We start from the raw sequence: 24,476 nt of genomic DNA on the forward strand, positions 1-24,476 counted from the left end.
AGGCAATCATTTTATCATTAATTAAACTACCTCTGCTACCACGAAAGTACTGCCGCCAACAAAAACCAGATCGCCATTTTGTGCCGCTGATTGTGCGGCAGCTAATGCTTCTTTTACCGATGGATATACTTTCCCTTTTAAACCTGCTTCAACAGCTTGGGCTTGTAAAGAAGCCGCATCCAATCCTCGCGGAATATCCGGCCGGCAGAAATAATAGGTAGCATCCTGCGGCAGCATTTTTAAAATCTTGCTCACGTCCTTATCATTCACCACACCCATTACAAAATGCAGGTGGTTATATTTTACTGAGGCAATATTCTTCAAAACTTCCTGTATGCCTTCGGGGTTATGGCCTGTATCGCAAATGGTAAGCGGGTTAGTGCTTAAGGTTTGCCAGCGGCCTTGCAGGCCGGTAATGCCCTGCACGTTTTTAAGTGCGGCGCGAATATGAATGTCAGTAATTTCGAAACCCTGTTTGCGCAGCTCGGCCACGGCGGTTAGCACTGTTTTTACATTTTTAAGCTGATAGCTTCCGGTTAAATCCAGTCGGTATTCGGTTGTCTGTTGCCGGCTGTCAGTTGTCAGTTTTGGGGTGGCGTCTAAGGTTAGATACTTGCTATCCTTATCTTTTACTTCGATATCCCATCGTTCTGATGCAAAGGTGATAGGGGCGTGTTCTTTTTCTGCTTTCTGCTCAAAAACCGGGGCAACTATTTTTTGATATTCGCCAATGATAACCGGGATGTTGGGTTTGATTATGCCAGCCTTTTCGCCTGCAATGAGGGGTAGGGTATCGCCCAGCAAATTCATGTGGTCCCAGCCGATATTGGTAATTACGGATACCAGTGGCGTAATTATATTGGTCGAATCCAATCTTCCGCCTAAACCTACCTCAATGATGGCAATATCAACCTCATTCTTCGCAAAATGATCAAAAGCCAAAGCCACCGTCATCTCGAAAAAAGAAGGCTGGATACTTTCAAAATCTGCTTTGTGATAGGCCACAAAATCAATAATATCCTGTTGGGGGATCATCTCGCCATTAATGCGGATGCGTTCTCGAAAATCACGCAGGTGGGGTGAGGTATATAACCCGGTTTTATAACCCGCAGTCTGCAACACCGCAGCCAGCATGTGCGAGGTTGAACCCTTGCCGTTAGTGCCACCTACGTGCACACTTTTAAATTTATTTTGAGGATTATCTACAAGTGCACATAAAGCTAAAGTGTTAGTCAAATCAGCTTTAAAGGCAGAAGAGCCCACGCGTGTAAACATAGGGAGTTGGGCGTATAGATAATCGAGTGTTTCCTGGTAATTCATGGTAAAAAGTAGCAGTGTCGAGTGGCAGTAGCAGTCAGTTCTCAGCAATGCAATTAGTAATGGTAAAGTTAGTGAGTAGTTGGTTTAGGAAGAAACTTTTCGGGATTATTAGCCATCGAATTTAACATTCGGCCTATGTCTTCATATTTCTTTTGAAGTGCAGTGTAATCTTCAGTATTGATGTAGCCAAACTCTAAAGCAAAGTCGAGCCATATACTTGTCTCAGTAGCTTCGCCATCAGCATCTGTCATTTTTGAAGTGAAGTGCTTTGGGTACAAACGTTTCCTGTAGCCTTCACCAATATTGGCACATACAGATCGCGAGGATCTCCTGATTTGATCTGTTAATGAATAAGTTTCTTCTTTCGGGAATGATTTGCTAATTATAAATATGGCTTTGGCAGCATCGAAAGCCAGTTGGTAAACTTTAAGTTCTTTAAAACTACCTGTCATGGTATAGTATATTGTGTGGGTTAGGTTTAACTACTCATACCGTTCGTCACTGTTACTTAATTTAAAATAAGATTAATACAGTACTACTGTCACTCGCCACTGCTACTTATTTTTAAAGTAAGATTAGCATACTGCTACTGCCACCCGCCACTGCTACTCAAAACCTATTGCGCTTTAAATATAAAAGTCACCTTACCTTGTTGCAGATCGGGCGCTGAGTCGGGGGCATTTAATTTGGCATTTTTAACCGCATCTTCACATTTTTGCAGCAAATCAGAATCGGTTATTGTTGTACCACGGCCGCCAGCTTTGGCATATACTACGTTGCCGTTTTTGTCAACGCGGTAATCAACCACAATTTTGCCTACCTGCCGTTTACCGTCTGGTTTTACAGGCGTGTTGGTCCAACTGCGCTGCGCTATTCCTGTTCCGCCGTTTCCGGATCCTGTGCCATCGTAATTATCTGCCATGGTACTGCCAGTAGGTTTACCCTGGTTGCCCGGCGTGCTACCATTACCATCACCTTCGCCGGTACCCTTATTGGTTGGGCCTTTGTATAGTGCATTTTGGTTTACTACTGCAGGCTTAGGTGGCGTTTTTGTTACTTCTTGCTGGGCCTTTACGGTTTCGCTTGGTTTTTTATCGTTGCTTACCTCTGGCGCATCTTCGTTGTTTTGGGTTACAACTTGTTTGCTGCTGTTATCAACCGGCGTAGGCTGGTCTGTTGGTGGGGCAGGGGTTACCTTATCAGGTTTGGTATGGTTGGCATGCTCGGCAGTCGATGGTTCTTCTGTACTCATGTAGTCGTTGCCCATACCTTCGTCGGTAGTGCCGTAATTAACCAGTATGCCTCCTGTACCGTCTTCCTGCTTTACGGGCATTTTAAATACCATAAAATAACACATAGCAATAATTAGCCCCAGGATAATGCCTGTTGCCAAAAATGCTTTGGGGTAGTTATTTTCTTCGCTGCGGTAATCCATCACACTCCACTATTTAGGCTCGGTAGCCAAAACAAGTTTTATATTTAATTTTTGCGCGGTATCCATCACACTTACCACGTTTTGTATGGCAACAGTTTTGTCGACATATAATACAATGGTTAACTCGGTAGCCATGGTTTTGTAGGATGCCAGCGTGGTAGAAAGATCAGCTTCGAGCACCTCTTTCTTATCTACATAATAACGCAGATCTTTAGTTACCGATACAGTAATTGTTTTTTTAGATACCGATTGGCCTGATGATGATTTGGGCAGCATCAGCTTAATTACGTTCGGGTTGGTTACTGTTGATGCAATTAAGAAAAACAGCAGCAGGAAGAACATAATATCGTTCATGGCCGAGGTGTGTACCTCGGCAGATGCCCGTTTACCTCTTGTCCTTAAATTCATTATTTGCTTGGTTCTTCTAACAGGTCAATAAATTCAATGGCATCGGTTTCCAGTTTCAGGATTACCTTATCAACCATCATTGTTAATGTATGATAACAAACGTAAGCCACGATACCCACAAACAGACCCGCTGCCGAGGTTACCATCTTTACATATAAACCGCCTGAGATTACACCCATGCTGATGTTATCTGTTTTAGAAATATCGTAAAAGATCTTAATTACACCCGCAATGGTACCGAGGAAACCAAACATGGGTGCAATACCAGCCACAATGCCAATGATACCAATGTTTTTCTCCAGTTTAGATACTTCAATCTTACCTACGTTCTCGATAGCGCCTTCAATATCTTTTATCGGGCGACCGATACGTAACAAACCTTTTTGCAGCATACGGCCAAGCGGTGTATTGCTGTTTTTGCAGATGGCAATGGCTGATTCCAGCCGGCCGTTATGGATATTATCACGAACCTGTGCCATCAGGCTCGATTCGTCCCTCGATGCTTTACGGATAGTAAAAAAGCGTTCGAAAAATATAACTAAGCCCAATACTGCCAGTATAGCGATAGGGATCATCACCCAGCCACCTTTTACCAGCAGGTCGCCAAAGCGCAGGTCTTCCTGCGGGATGGTGGTTGGTGCAGCAGTAGCGTGACTAATTGAATCAACAATATGTGAAGCAGTATCAGTTATCAGCAGTAATAGCGTCATTTTGTATTTTTACTTATAGGGTTCTACGAATATAAATTTGGCTTTGATGGTTCTTGGTTTCAGTATCTCCATTTTAACAGAGTCTGCCTGTTTTTTAGTAGGCTGATACCCGAACACAATCTTATAAACAAAAAATTCTTTATGCTGAACAGAATCCAGCAGGCGGGCTTCGGGGTGGCCCAGCGCCCGGTAATTAGCCACCGCGCGGGTAGCATTTGCATAATTATTAAAGCTGCCTCCCAAAATAAGCCAGGTATCTTTCGGGATTTCGCCAAGTATCGGGGTTGTACTTGCCGCAGGTTGCGCCGCAGTTTTAACCGTCGAATCTGCTTTAACCGTTGCAGTAGCCGAAGTATCTTTCTTAGTAGAATCACTATCAGCTTTTGGCTGTACAACAGGTTTAGTTTTAACAGCAACCGGGGCAGTACCAAAGTTTATCAATTTGTATTGATAAACCAGGAAGCCTGCTATCGCTGCAACTACTATCACCACTAATACAACCCAGTAGATGGTTTTGCTTTTTGGTTGTTCTTCCTCAATCTCTGGCTCAACCTCTGCTTCTTCTACCGGAGGAGGAGGTGTATTATAAATTGGTACAGGTGGTACAAAAGTTTCCTTAACAGGAGTAGAGGCAACAGGTATCGCCGGTTCTGGAACAAAGTCAGGAACAACAGCAACAGGCGCTTCTGCTTCAGTCTGAATTGGCTGACCAACATCTGCCAGTTTTTTAATTTTTACCGGAGGCAAACCATACAATGGCGAGTTAAAATTAGTGCCCGATTGGTTAGGTTTGAACACCAGTTTCGATTGCTCATCGATAAAGAATGTACCCAGGCCTTCAAAATCAAATTCGCCAGCTTCGGCTTTAGCCTTTACCATCGCTGGATATTTCTCCAGAAAATATTGGGCTGATACTGCCGAAATATTCCGTTCCGAAGAAATAAAGTTTAACAGGTTGTGATCTTCCGACTCGATATGGTCGGCATCAAACGTGGTTTCGTAATAGGGTGGATACAGCGTTTCTGTGGCTTTATCATAGTAACTACTTTTACGCAAATGCACAAAATAGCCTAAACCGGGCACATATAAATGGCCGTGCTGCTGTAATAATTTGCTTACGTAATTCGATAAATCCATCCCCATATCAGGCAGTAAACTGGTAGTCTGCGTATCAGAAACCAAACCCAACGCCTCCAAATATATTAAATCCGTAATTACGATAGTACAACCAAGTTTTATTATTGCCATTTAACAGGTTGTTGGCCTGTATAAATACCGATATTTTACGGTTGATTTTGTAATTAGCGCCAGCGCTTACGTCGGCGAATGATTTTATAGTATATGGTGTTGTTTTCTCCTGATCGGCCAGCGAAAGCGTGCTGCTGCTTACGTAAGGCAAGTCTTTAGTTTCGCCTCGAACTACTAAAGTTCCTGTAATATTCAACTGGTTGGTAATATGTAAAACAGTACCTGCGCTGATGTTAAACTTAGGCATATTCCAGGCGTAAAGCTGGCTGTTCATGCTGTAGCTTTTAAATTCGCCTTTACCGAAAATGTCCACATCGTCTGATGCTTTATAATCCAGCTCACCTTTAAATCCGCTTACTTTCGATTTACCATTATCATAAACCACCTGGAACTGGTTGTTACCTGTTACCGGCAACAAGTTGCTCACAAATAAAGCCATGTCTTTAATCTGGTAACGGAAAACTTCGGCTTTGAAACCTAAGCCTGGCGCTAAGGTTCCTTTTACACCGGCGGTAAGGTCAAGCTGATCTACACTGTTCTTGATATTGATATCCTGACCGATGAAAGGGTTTTCGTCTGCAAAGTTTTTCAATGAAGCTTTGTTTACATCGCCTTTGGCCTCCACATATAAACGCACATAATCCGGGATTACCTGTAACTCTGCCTTAGCAGCCGGGAATACCGATACACGCGATGATGCACCAAATTCTGTTACGATATTAACGCCTGCATCAATCTTATAGTTATCGCCCTGAAATTTTAAGTAAGGGTTTAAACGCAGCAGGTTATTACCCATGCTATAAGCGTTATCTTTTTGCGACGTCAGATCTAACGTTCCACCCAAACCGGCATAAAACTGTTTAATGGTTTGGTTTAAGAAACCGGTTAACACCAAATTATTTTCGCGAGCCTGGAATGCATTGCTCCAAATATACCCTTTAGCTTTTAAAGCATAATCGAGTACGCGGTCGGTATCTTTATAATTCTTTACCAGTTCACCTTCAGCGCCAATAGTACTAAAGTGTTGATGGGCAGGATCGACAGTTACCGGCGGGGTTTGCGGTACAAAACCATAAAAATAGTTGCTGCCATAGTTGTAGGTAAGCTTACCACTTAAAGTATTTTGATCGCCGATTGATTTACCGAAAACGCCAACTTCTTCGCGGCTCTGGTTCTGCTTCTCGGCATCAGAACCTTGCTGACCGAAGTGTTTGGCCCAGGCACCAAACTGTAAAGCCTGGTCTTTACCGTTATCAACATAAGCTTCGGCAAAAGTGGTTTTTAAATTACCAACACCTACTTTAACATAGTTATTGTAGTTGATAGAATCGCGCTCGGCAGCAAGCTTGGCAGCTTCTAATTGTTTAATAGCTGTGTTTTGCTCCAGGCGTTTATCAATGCTGGTGTAAGTGAGAGGCGCCTTGAAAGGGATCTTCTCTTCCAGATCGGGGTTACGGCGAATTTTTACCGCATCGGCCAGTACCGGTTTGTAGGTTGTGGTAATCACAATTTCTTCCGATAAGCTGTTGTTCTTATTCGGGTCGGTATTGGGGTTATTGGCGCCACCTTTTTTAGAAGTATCGCGGGCGGCTGATTTTGCAGCCACATCGCCCAGTTTTTTAGCGTTGGTATTTTTAGCAGGCACAGTAGCAGCAGGTTTCTTTGCAGCCGGTTTAGCTGTAGTTTTGGCCTTAGGCTTCTGTGTGGTTGTTTGTGCGTTAGCAGCGGAAAAGCAAGCAACTGATCCTAAAACAAGCAAGCTGAATATATATCTTGAGTTCTTCATTAGTCGTTCTCTTCTCCTTAGTTATTTTTGTTTTTCTTAGTTGTTGCCGCAGGATTGGTAGCTGTGGTATCTGAATTACCCTCCGGTATAGCAGGCGAAAGTTTTTGCAATTTTTCTGTAGCTGTAGGGATAATGTCATCGTCGGCTTTGTAGTTATCGAGCACACTTTGTAGTGTAGCCTTTGCCTGGAAGTTATCTTTTAGCTTCACATAGTTATCTGCCAGTAATATGAATGATTTGGCTAACCAGTAATCGTAGTTAGGCATCTTGTTTACGAGGTCGAAGCAGGTTTTTTGCGACTCTTTGTATTTGCCTTTATTATACTCTACCAAAGCAATATTGTACTTGGCCTCGGCAGCACTTATGGTTTTGGTGTTGGCTACGGTGTAGTTCAGTTCTTTTAGGGCAGCGCTGGTATCCGCTTTATCAAGGTAAGCTTTACCGGCGAACAAACCTGTTTTAAATTTATCCTCATCTGACGATTTTTCGTTCTCGCGGATCAGCTTCACATACTTAAGCACATCGTCCGACATTTCCATTTGCGAGTAGCAAATTACCAGGTTGTTGATCGCGAAGTTGTAATCGGCCTTGTATTCTGAATTAGTTTCCAGACGTTTCAGGAACACTACAGCTTCGTTATACTTTTTCTGTTTCAGGTAGTAGTTAGCCATACTGATGAGCGACTTCTCGGTATAAGGACTGGTCCAGTCGTTCAAAATCACGTTGTAGTCCATCAACGCCTCGTCGCCACGGTTTAAGTTAACCAATGCCTGGGCGCGGATAAATCGCATCTGCTTTTCGTAGATCGGCTTAGGGAACTTATCGTAATAAGCGTTAACTGCTGATACTGTACCTTGCCAGTCGCCCTTTAAATAAAGGTTATTGGCCGCAGTCGACATAATGTCTTCCTGCTGCGAAGTAGTATAGTTACCGATAGGCGTGGTGGTGGCATAGCTGATAAAGGTTTGCGCATCGCCCTTATCGGTATAGATCTTCTCAATCTGTTTTAATGCCTGCTTACCTTCATCTGTTTGCGGGTATTGCTGTACCACTTGCTTAAATGAGGTAACAGCCTCATCATCGCGGTTAGCATTGTAATCGATCAGACCGATAGATACCAGCGCACGCGGCACATAGCTGCTTTGCGGGTATTTCTGGATCATGGCCTGCATTTGCGTTTTGGCCAAATCTCCTTTGTTTTGGATGAAATTGGTATAAGCAATCTCGAAATCGGCATCATCCGCAAAATCCGAATTTGGGAAACGGGTTAGTACATCATTCAGCGTAGCAATCTTGGCATCCGGTGCGCCTGTTAAACCCTGGATCATACCACGCTGAAATAAGGCGTAATCCTGCCCCTTGCTTTGTTGCTCAATAATGCGGTTATAATATTCCAGCGCTCGGCTGTAGCTTTTCAATACAAAATAGCTGTCACCTAAGCGGGCAATGGCATCATTCTCTGTGTTTTTATCTTTCTCGGTTCCGTTTAAGAATTTCTCGAAATAGTTAGCCGCTTTGCTATAAGCTTCGGCGTTGAAGGCAGAATAAGCTAGCGCATAGTTAGCGAAATTGGCTACATCAGTTTCGCGCGCAGCAGGCATATCCAAAAATGCCTCAAATTTAGCTACCGATTCGGGGTACTTACGCACCTCATACATGGCTTCTGCTTCCCAATAGGTAGTTAACGCGGTGATCTTATCATCCTCGGGGTAACGCAGTGAACGAATGAAAATACCAATAGCATTCTCAAATGCACGTTCGTTAATAAACTCCAGTCCACGGTAATAGGTAACCTTTTGGTAAGCCATTTTAGCAGATTCTGAGTTGTTGGCAATAGGTTCCAGGATCTCGACAGCTTCGCGATAATTGCGGGAGTTGAGTAATTCTTCACCCAGTAAGATCTTTACATCATCGGTACGGGTACTGCGCGGATAGTTCTTCAGATACAATCGTGTAGCATCCAAAGCTTGAGTATTAAAATCGAGTTCGTATGAAAGTTTGGCGTATTGGAAAAGCGCATCTTCCTGTAATTGCTTATCGAAGGTTAATTTCGAGGCTACAAAGTAGGCGTTACGCGCACTTTGCTTGTTATTTAGTTTTAAGAAAACATCACCCAGCGTATAATTACCATTCTGGCTGTATATGTCGCCACCATCAACCAGTTTTTCCAGCTCAACAGAAGCTTTGGGGTAATCTTTAACCTCGTAATAAGCATAACCCATTTGGTAGCTATCCTGTGTGTTCTGGGTTTTGCCTTGGTCTTGGCTTTTAAAACGGCTGTAGTATTTAACTGAGTTAGGGTAATCGGCCTTGGCGAAATAAGATGCGGCAATTATACGCAGCATTTCAGTTTCGTGCTGCTGATGGGTATTGTTGATGATCGGGATGGCGTAACTTAAAACATCATCGTAACGTTTATCTAAAAAGTAAACGGCAGTAATGTAATAAGGATAGCTGCTCTCGTATTTTTTAGAGTTCTTTAGTTTTTCGAAGTTAACCAGCGCAACATGATAGTCCTTATTTAAGTAAGCGATGTAGGCGAAGTAATAGGTAGCATCTTCGGTATATGGCGAGTGGGTATTGCGTACATCGCCAAACAGCGGTTGCGCATTTTTTAAATCGCCGGTGGCAAAGTAGGCATAAGCCTTACGGAACTTATATTCGGTGTTTTCCTTGCCGCTTAGGTCGCTGGCTTTTACTTTATCAAACCAGCGCAAGGCATCGGCATAGCTGGCACGTTTAAAGTATGAGCGGCCCATCTGGAAGTAAGCCAGTTTAGTAAACGGGTTTTCGGGATGCTCTTTAATAAAGCGCAGAAACATGCTTTCTGCATCATCGTTACCTAGCTCGAGGGCGCAAAGGGCTTCGTAGTATTGTGCGTTTTCCTGAACGAGCGTTAGTTCCGATTCGAATTTAGATTGATTGGTGGTTTTGTAACCCAGTTTCTCTACCTGTCTAAATTGCTCTGCGGCAGCTACATATTCGCCTTTGTCAAGCAATTCGGTAGCGGTATGGTATGTGCGGTAAACCTGGAACGATGGATTTTGCTGGGCCTGCGTTGCAGTGAGTGTTAAACATAACGGAGCCAGTAAAGCAATGTATTTGGGTTTAATCATAATTGATAATAACGGCGCTGTAAACAGCTATAAAATGCGTTTCATGGTAAATTTCCACAAAGGTGGTAAAATACTTTTCTATAACGAAGGTAAAAAAATGATGGTATAGCTTCTCAGAAAAAAAGCGATAAATATGAAAATATAGGATATTGAAATATGTAAAAACAGCATACGTTTATAAGATGTGTTAAGGGGAACAAAGTTGAGATTGAGAAAGTTTACAATATTAGTTAATTTATTAACTGTTGCTGTGTTTTGGTTGATTTTCAGTGCGTTTCAATTGCCTCAAAATCAAGATGAAGGTGTTTTAGTATGGCGCGATGTGCCCCTGAAAATAAAGGCAGCTAACTTTTATATTACTAATGTTATTGATGAGCGGACGGATAAAAAAATAATTGCCCGTTTAATCCCGGTTACTGCTTCAAACAATAAAAATATAGCCGAACCGGTAGCATTGCAGGGCGGTGGTTTGCTTACAATTGAACGGTTTTTGAAAGAGAACCTGCCTTATCGGGATAACTATAAACCGGTTATTATCAAGGTGAAAAAGCTATTGATCAATGAAACAGCTTTGTCCGATGGAAGGGTTGATGGTAAAATTGAATTGTCCCTGTCATTCGATCTGAAAACGGGTGAGGACATGGAAGCCCACCTTGTAAACTATACAGGAGGCGCGCATTACATCCGCGCAAATAACCAGGCAGATGTTGCCAGTTCTGCTTTGCGGACCACCATTGAAAATGCAGTGATATATTTTAATACCTGGATGGAAAAGCAGGCTGATGTAAACCCGCTATTGGCAAAAAATGTAAAGCTGATATTCACTGATTATCATGATGAGCAGCCCGAGGGGGATACCATTTATTACTCGCTCAAACGGCCAATTACATGGGATGATTTTAAAGATAAGCGAAACATTAGCAGTAGTTATTCGGCAGCGGTTATGCCGGGCTTGGGTTTTACCGAACAAACGTCAATCAATAAGGGCATTATAACTATTCATATAGCCATGAAGGTTTATCTGCCTAAAAGTGCAAGCTGGGTAAAGAGTGGTGCCGAAAATGCCTATAACCTTAACCACGAGCAGCGGCATTTTGATATTGTAAAATTGGTAAGTGAGAAATTTAAGCGGCAAATGCTTGCAGAGACTATACCTGTATTAAACTACGATGGCAGTATTAATACAGCTTATTTTGATGCATTGCGCGAAATGGACCGCATGCAAAAGCAATACGATAACGAAACCGACCATGGTGTAAATGCATCGGCCCAACAAAGGTGGAATGAGTTTATTGATAAAGAACTGGCTGCTTTTAAAAATTAAGCCGCAGCGTTTGGCAACTGCCTTTGTATTTTTTGCAGTAATACGTTAATATCAAAAGGCTTAGCTAAGAAATCATCGGGGGCACAATCTTGTTTCAATACATCGGCAATATTGTGGCTGGCCGAGATCATGATTACCGGTATGGTGCGTGTTTTATCTTGCGATTTAATGGTGCGGCATAGGTCGCGGCCATCGGCAGTACCAAGCATAATGTCCATTAATATCAAATCGGGTTCGTTTTGGTTTATCCTGTCAAAAAGCAAACGGCCATCAGCCAGCGTATCTACTTCGTAGCCCGAATCCTCTAAAATAAATTGTAGTATATCTAAGATATCTTTATCGTCGTCAACCGCTAAAATCCTTGTCATGTGTCGTTTCAATTTGCGTTCAGATTTGCTTTTTTAGTTCAGATCTGGTCAGTCTGTATCAGCTTTCGTCTACTCTTATAGACATATATTACAAAGCGTAAGTTATACACAAATGTGCAATTACTGTACCATATTTTTAAATAGTTGTAAAAAGCACCTATCAATTAATTCACAGCTATATTAAGTTGTTATTTTTGTAAATACAATACCATCACGTTACATTATTTATGAAAAAATTTACCGCATTTGTATGCCTTATGGGGCTTATTTACACATCGGCTATCAGTCAGCCGAAAAAATTCATCAGTGTAAAAGGCAAAGAAATTGTTGATATTAATAATAAGCCTTTTTTAATCAAAGGCACAAATTTGGGTAACTGGCTTATCCCAGAGGGCTATATGTTTAAATTTAAAGACATTAGTTCGCCAAAACTGATCAATGAGGCTTTTAATGAACTCATTGGCCCTGAAGAGACTAAAGCCTTCTGGACTAAGTATCTCGATAACTATATTACTGAAGGAGATATCCATTATTTAAAGAGCATTGGCTGTAACTCTATCCGGGTACCGTTTAACTATCGTTTGTTTACTAACGAAACTTATTTGGGTACTACCGATGCCAATCGTGGGTTCAGGATCTTAGACCGCTTAATTGGCTGGTGTAAAAAAGAAAACCTGTATGTGATACTGGATATGCACGCTGCACCCGGCGGCCAAACCGGCGATAATATTGATGATGGCGATGGGTACCCTTTCCTTTTCACCAGTGCGGCATCGCGTAAGCTTACTGTGGATATCTGGACTAAGATTGCTGCCCGTTACTATAACGAGCCCATTGTTTTAGGATATGATTTACTGAACGAACCTATTGCGCATTATTTTAACACAGCAGAAATTAACCCATACCTGGAGCCTGTGTACAAAGAAATTGTAGCTGGCATTCGTACGGTTGATAAAAATCACCTCGTGTTTTTGGGTGGAGCGCAATGGGATAGTAACTTTAAAGTGTTTGGTAAACCATTTGATAGCAAAGCAGTGTATACGTTTCACAAATACTGGACGGCCAGCACGCAGGACGTAATACAGGATTATCTTGATTTTAGAGATAAATATAATGTGCCGGTTTATTGCGGCGAAACCGGCGAGAATAAGAACGACTGGGATGAAGCCTTCCGCAAAATGCTGGAGAAAAATAATGTGGGCTGGCACTTCTGGCCATACAAAAAAATGGATGCCGAAAGCAGTTTCATGACCTTTAATAAACCTGATGGTTATGATACCATAGTTGAATATACCGAAAAGAAACGCGAAAGCTTTGAAGATATCCGTAAAGCTGCCCCTGCAGACCGGGCTGCCATTAAAAAGGCATTATATGATATGATTGAGAATAGCAAGTTTGCCAATGCACGCCCTAATAAGGCTTATAGTGATGCGTTAGGGTTGAAATAAGGATCAGAATTTTCAGAATTTAAGAATGATCAGAATGCCTTAATGGAATAGCAAGTTTGCCAATGCACGCCCTAATAAGGCTTATAGTGATGCGTTAGGGTTGAAATAAGGATCAGGATTTTCAGAATTTAAGAATGATCAGAATGCCTTAATGGATTTAAACTGGTCATTCTTAAATTATCTTAATAAAGGCAAGGGATAATGAAATAATTCTGCCAATTCTCTAATTCTGTTAATTCAGATTCAAGACAAGATTAATCTCATTCAACATCCACCAGGTTATTTACCTTCTCAATCAGTTCAACCAGATCGAAGGGCTTGTCGATAATGGCATCACAACCGTAAGCAAACAAATCGTTGCTATGGTTAACGTATGCCGAAAAAATAATGATAGGTATTGCGTTAAGAGCAGGGATAGCTTTAATCTGCCGGCATATTTCGCCGCCGTTAATATTTCCCAGCCGGTAATCTAGGATAATAAGATCGGGTTTAAACTCATTAACTACGGCAATATAATCGCTGGAATCGGATTTGGCCATTACCTCGAAATTTTCGTAGGCCAGGGTTTCCTGCACAATGTCAAGAATATCCTGATTGTCATCAATTATTAAAATTCTTTTTGCCATATTAAAAATTAATTGAGGATGCTTGTGATACGATACAATAAGGATACGGGGTAATGAGCAGAATAGCTACACTTAATGAAACGTTCGGGCTAATAAAATCGTATCAGTTAATCAATTAATAAGTAAAGATATATATTAAAGGCTAATATTATATACAGCTATATTGTTTTAAATTTGTAAAATACTAATTACACCTGTGTTAACTAATACGCTGTCAGACAATCTGTTTCTAAGCATCTTTGAAAAATCAACAAATGCACTGCTGGTTAAAGCCGATGCTGCTTTTACAGTTGTTGCGGTAAGTGATGCTTATTTGCAAATGGCGAGTATCAGCAGGGAAGAAATAGTAGGGCATGGCTTTTTTGAAATACTTACCAAACTCACCGAACATTTTTATGTTGCCGATGCACTAAGCAATTCTTTTCAGCAGGTTATAAAAACCCGCGAAATTGCTTATTTGCAATACCCTGATCATTTAAATGTATTTGTACACCAGAGCGGCCAGCATTACTGGTCGGTAACCAATAAGCCTGTATTAGATGAGGATGGTAAGGTGGCCTATATCATCCACACCCCCGTTAATATTACCGAACAAATAACCCAGGAGGTTGCCAAACAAGCACAATTACATGGCGATGCCTTGTTCCGTAAACTGGTTATGCAGGCGCCGTTTGCCATTAGTGTTTGCAGTGGCTACGAGTTAGTTATTGAGACAGCCAATAAACAGATATTGGAACTTTGGGGCAAATCTGAAGCTGTTTTAGGGAAGCCCCTGGCTGTAGCTGTGCCCGAACTGGAAGGCCAGCCCTTTGTACAACTGTTAAGAAATGTATTGGCCAGCGGTGAGCCGCATTATGGGACAGAAACCCCTGCTGTTTTAATGCGTAATGGCGTTAAAGATACCTTCTACTTTAACTTTGTTTATTACCCTTTAGAAGAAAATAACGAATATACCGGCGTAATTATCATCGCCACAGATGTTACCGAGCAGGTGCAGGCCAGGCATGTAATAGAAGAGAGCGAAAAGCAGTTCCGTAACCTCATTTCACAGTCGTCTGTTGCGATGGGGATTATGCGCGGCCCCGATATGGTGATTGATCTGTATAACGATGCGCTGTTAAAAATATGGGATAAAACCGGGCAGCAGGTTACAGGTAAAAAGCTGATTGATGTATTCCCCGAACTAAAAGATCAGCAGTATCCAGCCTTGCTTAAGCAGGTATATGAAACAGGTGAGCCTTTTGAGGGCAATGAAGTGCCTGCCTATATTGAAACCAATAGTGGGCTTGTACTATTATATATCACTTTTTCATACAGGCCGCTTTTTGATGTTGGGCACCGGGTATGGGGCATTATGGTTACCGCCTATGATGTTACCGGGCAGGTAGAGGCACGCCATAAACTGGAGCTGGCCGAAGAAAGCTTACGACTGGCTACTGAGGCTACAGGTTTCGGTACGTTTGATGTTGACCTTATTAAAGGCAGTATCGTTTATTCGCCACGGTTGGCTGAGATTTTCGGGTACGATAATACAAAGCAATTCACACATAAAGATCTGCAATCGCATGTACATCCCGAGGATATGGGTACCGTGCAAAAGGCTTTTCAAAAAGCATTAACCAACGGGGGATTGTACTTCTATGAAGTGCGCAATATATGGCCTGATAGATCGATCCACTGGTTCCGCACACAGGGCAGCTTGTTGTTTGATGACGATGGTAAACCTATCCGCATGGTAGGGGCCGTGGTGGATGTTACCTCGCAACGGCATATCATTAACGAACTAAAACGAAGTGAAGAAAACCTGCGCATGGCAACCCAGGCTGCAGAGTTGGGCACCTTTGACTGGAATGTAGCCGAAGATAAACTGGAGTGGGACAAACGCCACAGACAGTTGTTTGGGTACTCGTTAACCGATACCATTACCTTAGATAGGTTTTTAAAAGGCCTCCACCCTGATGACCATGAGCGGGTGATTGAAGCGCTTGATTATGCCTGCAATAAACAACTAAGCGAAGGTGATTATGATGTTGATTACCGAATTATTAGTTTCAACGAGAAAAAACTGCGCTGGATAAGGGCCAAGGGTAAGGCTGTGTTTGACGAGCAGGGTAACCCCTTGCGTTTGGTAGGTACAGTGGTTGATATTACCGACCGCAAGCAGGATGAGATCCGTAAGAATGATTTTATAGCCATGGCCAGTCATGAGCTTAAAACACCACTTACTTCGCTCAAAGCATATATCCAGATGCTGCTCTCGAGTGCGCGAAAATCTGATAACCAGTTTTTCAGTGCTTCGCTCGAAAAGGCAGATAACCAGATTGAGAAAATGACGAAGCTGATCTATGGTTTTCTCGATCTGTCGAAAATAGAATCGGGAAAGTTACAGCTTGAGCTCAGTAATTTTAATATCAACGATGCTATTAATGAAGCCGTTGTTGATGTAAGGCCTATTACACAAAGCCACCAGATTGTGCTTGAACCTACAGAAGATCTGATTGTACATGCCGATCGTGAAAAGATTATGCAGGTGGCTGTTAACCTCATCAATAATGCGGTTAAATATTCGCCCAAAGGTACTACGATAACTTTATCGACACTCGATACTGGGAATTGGGTTGAAGTGGCTGTGAAAGATCAGGGTATCGGAATTAATACCTACGATCTGCAAAAAATATTTCAACGCTTTTACCGTGTACAGGATGAGAAGACCCGTGGCTTCTCGGGCTTTGGTATCGGGCTGTACCTCTCTGCCGAAATTATGGCTCTGCATCATGGCGAAATTGATGTAAAAAGCGAAGCGGGGCAAGGTTCAACCTTTTATTTCCGTTTACCGAAAGCCTTATAAAAAATAGCGCCACACTTTCTAAAAAGTGTGGCGCGTCTGCACTCACTTACATCCCCTCAATACTGGTATTATAACAAAGTACGTGCCTGTATTTTCCCTTTGGTTAATTTTTATAAAGTTTTATTTAAAATGCCTCGCCCAAAGCCAGCACAAAACCCGAGTAGCCTTTGCTGAAACCATAATCTAAAGCAATATTGGTATTAGATCCTTTATTGAATTTTATCCGCAAACCACCACCACCAGCAGGGTGAATGTATTTAAACTGGTGGGTATTAGGTTCGGAAACCGAAGTACTGTTGGCAAATAATACGAAGCCCAGTAACCCGCTTGGTAAAATATCCCGTCGGTACTCAGCTTCCATATAAGCAAGGCTTTGCCCACGGTAACGATTTTGCTGAATTCCCCGGCCAGATCGGTTATAAAAATCCCACCCGATACTTGGCAGATCAAGATATGGTACACCTTTGTCGAGAGTTGTCCAGTAATAAGTCCACAAGGCCAGCATATTTTGCTGGCGGGTTTGGGTAAAGTGAATGTACTTACGCACATCAACATACAGCGATTGCCAGGCGGCATTACTACCCAGCATCGGTGTGTTATAACGATAAACCAGGTTTGAGTAGCAGCCTGGTAGGGGATTTAGCGAGTTATTGCGGGTATCGTACAGTAAATTAAATGTTACGCCCGATGAAAACGAATTGGCATTACTGGTGCCGTATTGATAGCCGGTAAATTGTTGCAGGTTTTGTACGTTTTCGTGCTGGGCATCAACATCAACATGGTAATCCATCGCATAACCAATACCTGCAAAAAAGTACGATGTAATACGTTTAAGGGCACTTTGGTAAAACCTGATGTACTTATAGTCGACACTTATTTTGTTGTTTTGCCGGGTTGCGCCACCAAGGCCCCAGGTATCTTGCGGGTATATCAGGAACCGTGTATCGCCCTGTATAAACCAGTTGTTATTATTAAGCCAGATGTTAGAACGCAACGGTAAGCCAAAGCGGCCTGTAAAGTTAAAATAGGGCGTAAACGTTACGTTCGATATATTGGTGGTTTCTCTATCGCCAACATAAAAACCTGCTGTAGTAGAGGTAATTAATGCACGGCCGCCACCCGGTACTGCCGATGATATAGGAAGAATAGAAAAATAGATAGATTTTCTTGGCGCATCCTCCATGCTGGTACTTGGGGCAGTATTTATCTTGAAGACATTTTTAAAGAGACCGATAAGATCCTTTTGCCCAACCGTATCAACTTCTTTTTGCGCCGAGCCAAACGAGTTGCTGCTTTGTGCAAACAGCAAGCCCGGAAGCAGCACAAGTAAAAGCCACGATACGAGTATCTTCATTTAAGCGTTAATTGGAATTGTAATTTAGCAACTTATTGCAAAAAGTCAGCCAAATGTCAAAAAATATTACACTGAATTTTAACGCCAATTTGGAGTAGAAAGTTGTAAGGAAACGGTGTTTTTTGTTTGAGTGTGAAATTTATTAGTTTCTTTCTGCGGGAGTTTGAACACGGCATCAGAGATACATCTTAGTCGACTCAGAAGAACTTAAAAAAACAAAGCCCCGGCCATTGGCCGGGGCTTATAAATACTGCAAAATAAATTAGTTATGATAACGGTATTTAGCCCTGCGTACAAGGGTGTGATGGGCTCTCCAGTTAGCACGGTGTTTTCTTTCTACATTTTTACGGTGCTCATTACCAATAATATAACCGCCGCCTGCGCCTATAGCACCGCCAACAAGGGCGCCACCTACGCCGTGGCCAATTAAGCCACCTGCAACTGCGCCACCGGCACCGCCTATAATAGCCCCGCGACCCTGGTCGCTTAGTTTATGATGCTGTGCCTGGCTGGGATTACTAAATGCCAGTACACTAAATATTAAGCTAAAGCAAAAAAATATTTTTTTCATAGTTGTTGTTTCTTATTACAAGTTGACACATGCAAGTATTAGGCCATAATTAATTTAATGAAGATTTAGTGAAGCAAGGTGTATACAAAAGGCTGAATAACAGTTTTAAGGCTTATCAGATTAGCATCTCAAAAAAGTGTTAAAATTTTTCTTTTCAATTAAACCTGCTCAAACCTTCGCAGTCATAGCAAAATATAACCCCTATTATCATGAAAAATATAAGACTTTTATCAGGAGTAATTCTACTCGCGGCGGTGAGCGCCTGCAACAAGTACGACCACGATTACAGACGACCAGATGTTGACCCGATGCAATCGACGGGCGGCAATGCAGCAACTATCATGGGGTCGTCGCTTGCTAAAGATGCCAATGGTATTGTAAACCTGGTGGCCGATGTTACCCTCGATGCCCAATCGATGGTGAGCGCACACTCGGCCTGCGGCACCATTAAATCAGACAGTACGAGCAAGCAAAGTGCCGCCGGGGCAAGCACAACCTACAACTACGTTACTAAAAGTAATTTAACTGTACTGTGTAATAGCAGCAACCAGGCTGATAGCGCTTTAAACGTTGCTACCTACACCGGTACTTTCAGCAATGCCAGTTTAACTTCGTCAAATTCGGGTAGTTCTACTTTTAATATTGGCGGTATACTGGCGGCTGCCACCAATTATACTGTTGATGGTGAGTACAAGCGTACGGGTAATTACCAATACAATACGGGTGCTAAAAACACTACAACCAGCAGTACAGATATTGTACTTAATAAACTCTTAGTAAGTAAACCCTATCGGGGCATTGTAGGAGGGACAGCCACCTTTACCATTACAGGTACAAACAGCACCAGCACTACAGCCAGTGGTAACTATAGCTATACCGGTACACTTACATTCAATAATACCAACTATGCCCAGTTAACGCTTAATGGTACTAATTATAAAGTTAATTTGATTACCGGGGCGGTGACAGCAGCGTAGGGAAGGGATAAAGGATTAAGGAAGAAAGACAAAAGACAGAACCATCATACCGTAATTGCGGGGAACGAAGCGTTTGTCATGCTGAGCTCCGTCGAAGCATCCGACTTACAGAGTGGCTCTGTATTGTTCGCGATTGCTTCGTACCTCGCAATGACGTTTGTAGTTGCTACTTTTAGAGTGGAACGTTCCATTTTAAGTCCTTAAAACGTATCGGTAATTTACCGGAGTAATGTAATATACCCTGCTTGTTTAATGGTATTATTATCCAATCCTATAGCATCAATAACGTAGTAATAGATGCCAACAGGAACTTGCTGTGTGCCGTAATTGCCATCCCAGGGTTGCATTGGGTCGCGCGAGTCAAATACCACGTTGCCGTTGCGGTTAAAGATCTGGATATGGTAAACTTTAATGTTGGTGATGCTGGGCGCAAACTTATCGTTAACCCCATCATTATTTGGCGTAAAGGCATTGGGGATAAAAATAACGTTGCCATACTTAATCACATAATCGCCTTCGGTAACAGAGATGGCGCAACCGTTTGTGCTGTTAGTTGCTGTAAGTTTTACATGGTAAGTGCCGCCAACGGTATAAATGTGCTGCGGGCTAAAACCTGTGGAGGTGCTGCCGTCGCCAAACTCCCAAAGATAGGTATCGGCATTGGTTGACAGGTTGGTGAAAGTTGCTGTGGCCGGTACTAGTAATTCGGCAGGGAAAACCGGGGTAGCCGTAAAGGCTGCAACCGGGTTGGTACTTATAACCGGTAAATAGGTGCCGGGCGCACTTAAACAGGTGCCATCAACCGCGTTTACAATGTAAGCGCCGTTTGTATAGGTTGAAGTAATGGGTACCTGTATACTTGGCCCGGTTGCCATAAAACCGCCGGGGCCGGTCCACTGGTAAGTTAGGCCGGCTACAGGGGTGGTTGATAATATTATAACATCGCCCGGGCAATAAATGGTTTTATTAGCATTAATAACCGGTTGGGCAGGTGTAAGCACATCGGGCACATTTATCGATATGGTATTTGATGAGGGTGCGCCTATGCTGTTATAAACGGTAAGTGCAATATTATGGTTGCCGGGCGTGGTAAATTGTACAGTAAAATTAAAGTCGGCATCTACATTAATAATATTGGCATTAGGCCCAAAATCCCAGGTAAAGGCGTGGTCTTTGGTCTGAAAGTTGTTGAAAACATAAGTTTTATTTGATGCGCATGTTGGCGGCACTACATTAATAGTAACAGTGGGTGCGCCAAATGTACCCGTGCCAGCCACGTTATTTTGATCGGTAAACTTAAGTGTCATGCCACCGCTGCTCGTAAAATTGTTGATCAGCAAGGCATAATTATTACCCGCAATCATATTAACATATTTAAGCTTACCATCCTGTGTGCCGTCGCAGCCAGTGGCTTCATATAAATCTATCGAATGGAAATCGAGACCTGTTTGTGAGTAATTGGGGCCAATAGCACATATACCATGCCCGGCTGCGCATCTAATTGCACTGTCGGCCATAACGTTAGCGCAATCACCGGTTGTGCCCAGGTCATACAGTACAAAGTCAACATCATCGCTTGTCTTATCGGGTGTTATTGTAAAAACCAGTGTGCCGTTATTGGCCGCTTTCCATTTATACCAGGTAGAGTTTGATTCGCCGCCCAGGCAGGTGCCCGCACTTTCCGTATTTTTTAAGCCTGCACCATAAAATTGCGATATCCCAATGTTATTGGTATTATATAAAAAATTGGCGGTTTCACAGTCTTTACCATCTGTAGAAGGGGCGAGGTAGTTATTAATGCAAAGTTTAAAAGTGCCGTTGTTTTGCCCGGTAACGGCAATATAATAGGTGCCACCGCTTGTTAAATTTTCGGCATGCAAGGTGGCAACACCACCTGTTGTGCTGTTGGTTGAAGCAAGCGCTGCCGAAGTACAGTCGGTATAAATTTTAGCGTTGGGCGATGTTAAAGTACCACCTCCTGTATTGGCGCCGCTGATAACAACGTTAACCAAACCATAAAACGCAGTAAACTGAAACCAGGTAATGCCGGCCTGTTGAGGGTCGCTATTATTGTATTGTGCATTGGCAGAGCAATAGTCTGACAGGGTTGTGAGGCTTATAGGGTGCTGGCAATCTAACCCTGTTTGCGCAATGGCAAAAAGCGGAAAAACAAGCAAACAGTATATTAAAATTAGTTTCTTCACCGCTACTAATGTAATAGTTTAGCACGCAGTAAATCAAATATTTAAACTACTTCCGGTTTCTTTTTTTCGCTCAGGCGATTTATTTCTATCGCTGCGCTTATGAGTGCCAAATGGGTAAAAGCCTGTGGGAAATTACCTGTTTGTTCACCGCTTTTGCTTAACTGTTCTGAAAATAACCTCAGCGGGTTGGCATAGCCCAGTATCTTCGCAAATACTTCGTTAGCCTTATCCATTTCGCCGCTTTTGGCCAGGCATTCGGCATACCAGAAAGAGCACATGGTAAAGGTGCCTTCTTCGCTGCCCAGGCCATCTACATTGAGTTCGGTGTTGCGGTAGCGGTATATCAGCACGTCGAGTTTCAGGTCGCGTTCTACAGCGGCAAGGGTTTTCAACCAACGGGGTTCGTGCGGACTAATAAACCGCAGCATCGGCATCAACAGAACAGAAGCATCCAACTCGTCCGATCCTTTGTATTGTACAAAAGCCTCTTTTTCCTCGTTCCAGAAGTTGTTATAGATGTCTTCGAAGATCTCGTCCCTTATAGCAATCCACCGCTCATGCGGAAATGGGAACGAGCGGCTGTTACCTATCTTAATAGCCCTGTCGATAGCTACCCAGCACATTAGTCTCGAGTGCAGAAACTCGCGCTTCACACCGCGAATTTCCCACATACCATGGTCTGGTTCGTGCCAATGGGTGCATACAAATTCTACCTGGGTAACCAGCATCTGCCAAAATTCGTAGGTAATTTCGCCGCCGTATTTGTTGTACAGGTAAATGGTATCCATCAATTCGCCATAAATATCCAGTTGTGTTTGATTGATGGCATCATTGCCGATGAGTACCGGTTTAGAGTTGCGGTAGCCCGACAGGTGCTTCAGCTCCGTTTCATTGGGTGACCGTTTGCCCTCCATGGTGTACATCACAAACATGTCTTTCGGGATGCAGTTTTCCAGTACCCAGTGCATAAAGGCGGCAGCATCGTCCATAAAACCTAAGCGCAAAAAGGCAAACATGGTAAAGGCCGTATCACGGATCCAGGTGTAGCGGTAATCCCAGTTGCGTTTGCCGCCAATGGTTTCGGGCAGGCCAAAAGTTGCTGCAGCCATTACCGAACCATGCCTTAAAGAAGTAAGTAATTTTAGGGTGATGCAAGAGCGCCGCACAATCTCAATCCAACGGCCGGTAAAATTGCACTGGTTAATCCAGGCTTTCCAGTAATCATAAGTCTGCCCGTAACAGGTAATACAGTAGGGGTGCAGCTCGTGCAGAAAACTGCTGTTCTCAATATTATCCTGCATCACAAAACATAACATCTCGTCCTGATTCAGCTCGAAGTCATGGTCGATGTCGTTATCCTTAATCGTTAGTGGAATTTCAGAAAAGAGGTGGAGCTTTTGTCCGTCGTCACTTGTAAAATCAACGCGGTTATTTTCGGCTTGTTCAGCCTTGTGTTCAATCCTTGCATAATCAAAACGCGGGTGGCATTGTATGGTATATTTAATTTTTCCGCGAATGGTTTTGAGTTTACGCACCAGGGTAATGCGCTTATGCTCTTTATCAATCGCCATAAAATCGGTGAGCTCGGCAATGCCATCCTCAGAGAAAAAACGGGTTACCAGAATGGCCGAATCGGTAAGATAGAGTTGTTTGCTGCGCGGATTGCTTAATTGTGGGCGGATACAGAAATAGCCGCCTTTATCAGCATCCAACAATGCACCGAAAACGGTGGGCGAATCATACTGGGGCAGGCACATATAATCGATAGAACCCCGGTTTGATACCAGCGCAACGGTGTTGAGGTTGCCTATTACCCCGTAATTTTCTATCGGTTCATAATTATTCTCCATGTGCCTTATCTCGTTATCTTATCCGAGAGAGACAGCCGCACACGCTTTTTGTTTTATAAGCTATCGGCAAACACAAACACATAAGTTTTGGTTCTATCAATAAGTTAACAGACCAAACTGTTAATACTGATAAACCGAAATATGACCATTAACGACGATAAGCAAGCGCATGCCTTTTATGCAGAAGCCCTTACAACGCTTACAGAAAGCGGCATAGATTATATGCTGGGCGGCGCTTTTGCTGTGTTTCATTACACCGGCCTGTTTCGGGATACCAAAGACCTGGATGTGTACTGCCGCTATGCCGACTGTACCAAAATTTTGAAGTTTTTTGCCGATAAAGGGTATACAGTTGAATACACAGATGTGCGTTGGCTGGCCAAAATTTTTAAAGGCGATTATTTTATCGATGTGATATTTGATACCGTTAATAATATCTGCAAGGTTGATGACAGTTGGTTTGACCATGCCACTAATGCCCATTTTTTTGACTGTGATGTAAAGATCATCCCGGGCGAAGAACTATTCTGGTGCAAAATTTATGTGCAGAACCGCGAGCGGTATGATGGTGCAGATATGAACCACATACTGTTGAAAGCCGGGAAAGATTTCGACTGGCAACGCCTGTTTAACCGGGTTGAGCAGCACTGGCATTTGTTGCTGGCGCAGATCCTGCAGTTTCAGTTTGTATACCCGTCTGAATACCGGGAAATTATCCCTAAGTGGATTTTTGACGAACTGATGCGAAAAGCGAATGAACAATATGATTTACCCGAACCCGTGGTGCGCGTTTGCCGTGGACCGATGATTGACCAAACCCAATACGCGGTTGATATTAAGGAGTGGGATTATAAATCGTACACAATAATTACTGTTTAATTTT

General features: G+C 42.8%; 19 protein-coding genes. 5 read left to right on the forward strand and 14 right to left on the reverse strand.

Annotated features, from left to right (window positions below; genetic code table 11):
- Positions 1 to 21: 21 nt before the first annotated feature.
- The 8 genes from PQO05_RS07075 to PQO05_RS07110 all read right to left on the reverse strand — a co-directional run bounded on the left by PQO05_RS07075 (position 22) and on the right by PQO05_RS07110 (position 10,023).
- Complete coding sequence (locus PQO05_RS07075; RefSeq protein ID WP_273632001.1) at positions 22 to 1,320, reverse strand: bifunctional folylpolyglutamate synthase/dihydrofolate synthase; 1,299 nt, start codon at positions 1,318 to 1,320, stop codon at positions 22 to 24.
- Positions 1,321 to 1,388: 68 nt separating this feature from the next.
- Positions 1,389 to 1,772 carry a four helix bundle protein gene (locus PQO05_RS07080; protein WP_273632002.1) on the reverse strand — a complete coding sequence of 128 codons (384 nt, stop codon included), beginning with the start codon at positions 1,770 to 1,772 and terminating at the stop codon, positions 1,389 to 1,391.
- A 164-nt stretch (positions 1,773 to 1,936) separates the two neighbouring features.
- On the reverse strand, positions 1,937 to 2,755 hold the full coding sequence (locus PQO05_RS07085) for an energy transducer TonB (protein ID WP_273632003.1): 819 nt from the start codon (positions 2,753 to 2,755) through the stop codon (positions 1,937 to 1,939).
- 9 nt (positions 2,756 to 2,764) lie between these two features.
- Positions 2,765 to 3,163 (reverse strand): ExbD/TolR family protein, encoded by a 399-nt coding sequence (locus tag PQO05_RS07090; protein ID WP_273632004.1) that lies wholly within the window; start codon positions 3,161 to 3,163, stop codon positions 2,765 to 2,767.
- Positions 3,163 to 3,873: a MotA/TolQ/ExbB proton channel family protein gene (locus PQO05_RS07095; RefSeq protein ID WP_273632005.1), complete on the reverse strand. Its 711-nt coding sequence runs from the start codon at positions 3,871 to 3,873 to the stop codon at positions 3,163 to 3,165. The genes PQO05_RS07090 and PQO05_RS07095 overlap by 1 nt, the downstream gene beginning before the upstream one ends.
- Before the next feature lie 9 nt (positions 3,874 to 3,882).
- Positions 3,883 to 5,121 carry an HU domain-containing protein gene (locus tag PQO05_RS07100; protein WP_273632006.1) on the reverse strand — a complete coding sequence of 413 codons (1,239 nt, stop codon included), beginning with the start codon at positions 5,119 to 5,121 and terminating at the stop codon, positions 3,883 to 3,885.
- Positions 5,045 to 6,907 (reverse strand): porin family protein, encoded by a 1,863-nt coding sequence (locus PQO05_RS07105; protein ID WP_273632007.1) that lies wholly within the window; start codon positions 6,905 to 6,907, stop codon positions 5,045 to 5,047. Before PQO05_RS07105 ends, PQO05_RS07100 begins: the two co-directional genes overlap by 77 nt.
- 17 nt (positions 6,908 to 6,924) lie before the next feature.
- The gene (locus PQO05_RS07110) at positions 6,925 to 10,023 is read right to left on the reverse strand and encodes a tetratricopeptide repeat protein (protein WP_273632009.1); all 3,099 of its coding nucleotides are present in this window, start codon (positions 10,021 to 10,023) and stop codon (positions 6,925 to 6,927) included.
- Between the two features lie 280 nt (positions 10,024 to 10,303).
- Between PQO05_RS07110 and PQO05_RS07115 the strand changes: the two genes are divergently transcribed.
- Positions 10,304 to 11,347 carry a hypothetical protein gene (locus PQO05_RS07115; RefSeq protein WP_273632010.1) on the forward strand — a complete coding sequence of 348 codons (1,044 nt, stop codon included), beginning with the start codon at positions 10,304 to 10,306 and terminating at the stop codon, positions 11,345 to 11,347.
- Here PQO05_RS07115 and PQO05_RS07120 read toward each other — a convergent pair.
- Positions 11,344 to 11,715 carry a response regulator gene (locus PQO05_RS07120; RefSeq protein ID WP_273632011.1) on the reverse strand — a complete coding sequence of 124 codons (372 nt, stop codon included), beginning with the start codon at positions 11,713 to 11,715 and terminating at the stop codon, positions 11,344 to 11,346. The two genes, PQO05_RS07115 and PQO05_RS07120, sit on opposite strands and share 4 nt — an antisense overlap.
- A gap of 227 nt (positions 11,716 to 11,942) precedes the next feature.
- On the opposite strand from PQO05_RS07120, the gene PQO05_RS07125 reads away from it, so the two are divergent.
- Entirely contained in the window at positions 11,943 to 13,163 is a 1,221-nt protein-coding gene (locus PQO05_RS07125; RefSeq protein WP_273632012.1) for a glycoside hydrolase family 5 protein, read from the forward strand.
- A gap of 260 nt (positions 13,164 to 13,423) precedes the next feature.
- Here the strand turns inward: PQO05_RS07125 and PQO05_RS07130 are convergent, their stop codons facing one another.
- On the reverse strand, positions 13,424 to 13,789 hold the full coding sequence (locus PQO05_RS07130) for a response regulator (RefSeq protein ID WP_273632013.1): 366 nt from the start codon (positions 13,787 to 13,789) through the stop codon (positions 13,424 to 13,426).
- Positions 13,790 to 13,985: 196 nt separating this feature from the next.
- Here PQO05_RS07130 and PQO05_RS07135 point away from each other — a divergent pair, with 196 nt between their 5' ends.
- The gene (locus tag PQO05_RS07135; protein WP_273632014.1) at positions 13,986 to 16,637 is read left to right on the forward strand and encodes a PAS domain-containing sensor histidine kinase; all 2,652 of its coding nucleotides are present in this window, start codon (positions 13,986 to 13,988) and stop codon (positions 16,635 to 16,637) included.
- Positions 16,638 to 16,761: 124 nt separating this feature from the next.
- Here PQO05_RS07135 and PQO05_RS07140 read toward each other — a convergent pair whose 3' ends face one another.
- Positions 16,762 to 17,991 carry a BamA/TamA family outer membrane protein gene (locus tag PQO05_RS07140; RefSeq protein WP_273632015.1) on the reverse strand — a complete coding sequence of 410 codons (1,230 nt, stop codon included), beginning with the start codon at positions 17,989 to 17,991 and terminating at the stop codon, positions 16,762 to 16,764.
- Between the two features lie 262 nt (positions 17,992 to 18,253).
- Complete coding sequence (locus PQO05_RS07145; RefSeq protein ID WP_273632016.1) at positions 18,254 to 18,562, reverse strand: hypothetical protein; 309 nt, start codon at positions 18,560 to 18,562, stop codon at positions 18,254 to 18,256.
- A 209-nt stretch (positions 18,563 to 18,771) separates the two neighbouring features.
- Between PQO05_RS07145 and PQO05_RS07150 the strand changes: the two genes are divergently transcribed.
- A complete protein-coding gene (locus PQO05_RS07150; RefSeq protein ID WP_273632017.1) occupies positions 18,772 to 19,539 on the forward strand; it encodes a hypothetical protein in 768 nt (255 codons plus the stop codon).
- Between the two features lie 218 nt (positions 19,540 to 19,757).
- On the opposite strand, the gene PQO05_RS07155 is transcribed toward PQO05_RS07150, so the two are convergent.
- Together PQO05_RS07155 and PQO05_RS07160 are read right to left on the reverse strand one after the other, a co-directional pair.
- Positions 19,758 to 21,743, reverse strand: a complete 1,986-nt coding sequence (locus PQO05_RS07155) for a PKD domain-containing protein (protein WP_273632018.1) — start codon at positions 21,741 to 21,743, stop codon at positions 19,758 to 19,760.
- A gap of 41 nt (positions 21,744 to 21,784) precedes the next feature.
- Positions 21,785 to 23,593: a glycoside hydrolase family 15 protein gene (locus PQO05_RS07160; protein WP_273632019.1), complete on the reverse strand. Its 1,809-nt coding sequence runs from the start codon at positions 23,591 to 23,593 to the stop codon at positions 21,785 to 21,787.
- A gap of 141 nt (positions 23,594 to 23,734) precedes the next feature.
- Here PQO05_RS07160 and PQO05_RS07165 point away from each other — a divergent pair, with 141 nt between their 5' ends.
- Positions 23,735 to 24,472, forward strand: coding sequence for a nucleotidyltransferase (locus tag PQO05_RS07165; RefSeq protein WP_273632020.1), 738 nt, complete (start codon positions 23,735 to 23,737; stop codon positions 24,470 to 24,472).
- The last annotated feature ends 4 nt before the right edge of the window (positions 24,473 to 24,476 follow it).

The organism is Mucilaginibacter jinjuensis, from assembly GCF_028596025.1.
Lineage (GTDB): Bacteria > Bacteroidota > Bacteroidia > Sphingobacteriales > Sphingobacteriaceae > Mucilaginibacter > Mucilaginibacter jinjuensis.

Coding starts and splice junctions, on each gene's coding strand:
- PQO05_RS07145 (WP_273632016.1), bottom strand. CDS start 18,562: ATGAAAAAAATATTTTTTTGCTTTAGCTTAATATTTAGTGTACTGGCA.
- PQO05_RS07095 (WP_273632005.1), bottom strand. CDS start 3,873: ATGACGCTATTACTGCTGATAACTGATACTGCTTCACATATTGTTGAT.
- PQO05_RS07085 (WP_273632003.1), bottom strand. CDS start 2,755: ATGGATTACCGCAGCGAAGAAAATAACTACCCCAAAGCATTTTTGGCA.
- PQO05_RS07090 (WP_273632004.1), bottom strand. CDS start 3,163: ATGAATTTAAGGACAAGAGGTAAACGGGCATCTGCCGAGGTACACACC.
- PQO05_RS07110 (WP_273632009.1), bottom strand. CDS start 10,023: ATGATTAAACCCAAATACATTGCTTTACTGGCTCCGTTATGTTTAACA.
- PQO05_RS07160 (WP_273632019.1), bottom strand. CDS start 23,593: ATGGAGAATAATTATGAACCGATAGAAAATTACGGGGTAATAGGCAAC.
- PQO05_RS07130 (WP_273632013.1), bottom strand. CDS start 13,789: ATGGCAAAAAGAATTTTAATAATTGATGACAATCAGGATATTCTTGAC.
- PQO05_RS07080 (WP_273632002.1), bottom strand. CDS start 1,772: ATGACAGGTAGTTTTAAAGAACTTAAAGTTTACCAACTGGCTTTCGAT.
- PQO05_RS07125 (WP_273632012.1), top strand. CDS start 11,943: ATGAAAAAATTTACCGCATTTGTATGCCTTATGGGGCTTATTTACACA.
- PQO05_RS07120 (WP_273632011.1), bottom strand. CDS start 11,715: ATGACAAGGATTTTAGCGGTTGACGACGATAAAGATATCTTAGATATA.
- PQO05_RS07075 (WP_273632001.1), bottom strand. CDS start 1,320: ATGAATTACCAGGAAACACTCGATTATCTATACGCCCAACTCCCTATG.
- PQO05_RS07165 (WP_273632020.1), top strand. CDS start 23,735: ATGACCATTAACGACGATAAGCAAGCGCATGCCTTTTATGCAGAAGCC.
- PQO05_RS07105 (WP_273632007.1), bottom strand. CDS start 6,907: ATGAAGAACTCAAGATATATATTCAGCTTGCTTGTTTTAGGATCAGTT.
- PQO05_RS07150 (WP_273632017.1), top strand. CDS start 18,772: ATGAAAAATATAAGACTTTTATCAGGAGTAATTCTACTCGCGGCGGTG.
- PQO05_RS07100 (WP_273632006.1), bottom strand. CDS start 5,121: ATGGCAATAATAAAACTTGGTTGTACTATCGTAATTACGGATTTAATA.
- PQO05_RS07140 (WP_273632015.1), bottom strand. CDS start 17,991: ATGAAGATACTCGTATCGTGGCTTTTACTTGTGCTGCTTCCGGGCTTG.